This is a genomic window from Xanthovirga aplysinae (genome assembly GCF_009711365.1).
Taxonomy (GTDB): Bacteria; Bacteroidota; Bacteroidia; order Cytophagales; family Cyclobacteriaceae; genus Xanthovirga; species Xanthovirga aplysinae.
In genome coordinates, this window is record NZ_SMMB01000689.1 from 1 (window position 1) to 3298 (window position 3298).

3 protein-coding genes are annotated in these 3298 nt (G+C 34.3%); all 3 read right to left on the reverse strand.

What is annotated here, in order from left to right; genetic code table 11:
- Positions 1-836: 836 nt before the first annotated feature.
- Positions 837-1682 (reverse strand): methyltransferase domain-containing protein, encoded by an 846-nt coding sequence (locus E1171_RS04220; protein ID WP_155204416.1) that lies wholly within the window; start codon positions 1680-1682, stop codon positions 837-839.
- Positions 1683-2029: 347 nt separating this feature from the next.
- Positions 2030-2353: an HAD hydrolase-like protein gene (locus E1171_RS24600; RefSeq protein WP_187696248.1), complete on the reverse strand. Its 324-nt coding sequence runs from the start codon at positions 2351-2353 to the stop codon at positions 2030-2032.
- Between the two features lie 69 nt (positions 2354-2422).
- Positions 2423-3298 (reverse strand): hypothetical protein (locus tag E1171_RS23615; protein WP_187696247.1); only part of this gene is annotated, 876 nt, incomplete at its 5' end.

A 3298-nucleotide genomic window follows, 5' to 3' on the forward strand; every position in this document is an offset into this window, starting at 1 on the left:
CTCGGGACATATATGCCCAATAATAAGGCTTTTAGCTCACTTATCCGTTTTGCATTACATTCATTACTTTCATATGTGAAGGGTAATCATAAGTTTATATTTTTTCGGGGAATGGCCTGATTGAAAACGAGTGAGTTTTAGCTGGTGTTTCCAAATCTAAGGCCTCATGGTGTTTTTCATAGTTATATTCCTTTACAAAGTGATTTAATTTTCATTATTGAGACTTTAAATCAAAACCAGAGGGCATGGCACAGGCAGCCTTTAAGTCTCTGTGTATCCGTTCATACCTTCCATTTTGTTCTGGATGTGTCGGATCCGAAAATACGGGTAGAATTTTTAGGTCAATAAACCAATAGGATAGTCTGGTAACCCGCTGGATAGCTGCTGCCGATCCAAAGGCCCCACCATTATCAGTGTGGATTTATCTGGGCAAACCATACTTCCTTAAAACCTTTGTAAATTCAGCTTTAGCGGCTTAGAAGTTCTCTTTATAATATGTTTTGGGTGTAAAAGAAATCGGCTTCTAGAGTCGGCAATAGTTAAGGGATGGCAGTACTTTTTGTTTCCCATAAGAAACTTTCCTTTATAATCAGCACTCCACACATCATTACATTCCTTGGGGCAAAGATGGGGTAAATGTGTTTTAATCTTCTAAGGCTATTTTGGGGAGAGACTAATCCGTCTAAAATTGAATTAGTGGAATGGCCAACAGCAGGAATATTTTAAACCCGCGGAATAGTTTTAATTACCCAGTATTCCATAGCGTGCATTGGTGGTGTTTGGGCAGGATTTGGTGGGTTTAATATGATGAAATTTTTATTTACTCATTATGAAAATTATAAGACTTCTTCTAAACCCTTTGAAAAGGAGTGTTCTTTTTTTATTGCTGTGGCGTGAACACAGGTTATAAAAGGATCCAGTTCATGGCCATATATAACTTTTTCAATCCATTGCTCTAGTTTTTTAAGATATTTCTTTTTCCATATATCGGGAAACCATTGATTACCTAAAAAAGCAATATTGAGAATAAGGGAACAAAAATATTCAATGCCTATGGTATTGGGTGAATATATTGCAATTTTGCTTTTGATGTTTTTAAACCCTGCTTCGTGCAGCCATTTAGTCAAATGACGGGGAGTATAAGGATCAACACGAAACTTCATTTTAAATGTTTTAAGGTTATTCTTTCTAAATTTCTGCCATATTTCATCATCTAAGCCAGTATCAAACCAATATTCTTCAATGATCGCAAATACACCCCTTTTATTCAACTGATTAAAAACCTGATTCACAAAGGTCTGAGGGGAAGAAGAATGCTCCAAACAGAATCTGGTAAATACCAAGTCGAATTTTTTGGAATAAAACCTGCTACCAAACCGGTGTTTAATAAAATTTATATTCTTTATATTTAATTTTTCTTTTGCCTCTGTTGCTTGTTTAATTAGTTCTTTATTATGATCCATTGCAACAAAATCAATTTCAGGTTTTCGTTTAGCAATTTCCAGAATAAAAGAGCCCTCACCCGTCCCTATATCTAATACTTTATTGATTGGGTGATTGTCCAAAATTTGAAGTAAAAAAGGTATATCTAAAATTCCAAAGGCCTTTGCCTGTACTTTTAGGGCTTTACTAAGTAATTTATTTTCCTTAAAACTTAATGTTTGTTCAAGCAATGTTGCCATTTTTCATCCTATCTTTTAAAAATCCTATAGACTCTCAGGGGATGATAAAATCAATCTGTCAGTTTGCTCAATTAGGTAAAGCTTTAAATGTAATTTCTATAAAAAAGAACGTAATTAAAGTGCTGTTATATTGTCTTTTTCCATATTAATTTACTGTCAACCAATTAAATTTCATTTTGAATTATTTCAATTTTTATACATCAAGTGGTTGTATTTGAAAGAAAATTAATCCAATTTCTTCCTCTGTTAATTTTAATCGTGTTGTCGTTTTATTGATCCTATAGTGTACAACGGCTTATGCCTTAAGTGTTTTCCGGAGGATATTTATAACAGAACATAATGTAAGGTTATGTCCTTTTTAATTCAAATATCAATTGTAGTTCCCTAAAACTATCAACCAAATAGTCAGATTGTCCCCCCATTAATTCATCGATACTTCTATGGCCGTAAGTCACACCTATCGATGTCAATGAGTTGTTCTTTCCACCTAAAATATTAAACTTCCTATCCCTAATCCTTACCGTCTCTTTTTTCTTTAGTTCAAATTCGGTCAGAAGGTATTGGATTACTTCAGTTTTATCCTTTCGAGTATTGACGAAGTTGCTTCCGATTATTCCTTTAAACTGTTTATCTAGTTTAAGACTCCCCCCCCCTTCAAATTTCCAGAATATAGTTAAAGAAGATTTATAATGCCCATTTGTGTTATTCCTATTTGTCTTTTGCTCAGATGGGAGAAGTTGCTACAGTGATTCATACTTCTTAAAAACTTTTTGAATTATTTCCAATGGCGCATTATCATGTATCTTAACTGCTTTGATATAATCTTCATGATTATTAATAACTATACCATTTACATCTTCGAATGTCGGTGAATGGACTTTCAACTCAAAAAATACACGAGAGAAAAGCCCTTTTTCCTCTTCAGAAATTTCTATGGTTTCTCCACTTATTAGATTTGATGCATGTTTCCAAGCAATATCTTTGATTTGCTCACGTAGCGAATGGTCACTTGGTAAATTTCTTAGGGTCCCAACAGTAAAAAAATAACGACCGCTAAAGTTTTTATAATTAAATTGGTCTCCATAGATGCTAGTAAATTGGTCAGTATTCTCATCCAGTTGCTTTTTTATTTCCTCCCTGGTTTCTATACTGGGGTAATAACTATATTCCTTGTCGATCCACTTACCCCCAGAAAATAACAATCCATATTCTGTAAACGGATATTGTTCTGTCACACTTCTGTAAATATCCCCATTTGCTCTAGAGGTAACCTCAGGTTTCCAGGAAGTGGTAGGTTCGAGATTATGGTCATAAATGAGAGGTGCAGGAATATAATCTAAGGGATCAAATTCCATCTCCCAACTAATTGAAGAACTTTCGCCAGTGAAAACACTCCTTTCATTGCTTTGTACCTCTCCCATATAGTTTGACAAAGGGACATCTTCGAAAGTACTAAACCCATCTCCCAGTTTATTTTCCAATGGAAAATCCTTGGATTCAATTAACCAATCTCCATATTTGATCGTAAATGTCCTTTTTTCCTCCAAATAATCATAACTCACTTGAGTAACCTCTTCATTATTAGTACCTAATTTCTCTATCTTGGTGATTCGTCC

What these genes read in the sequence shown, in the direction of transcription:
- E1171_RS04220 (WP_155204416.1), bottom strand. Translation starts at nt 1,682, where the DNA reads ATGGCAACATTGCTTGAACAAACATTAAGTTTTAAGGAAAATAAATTA.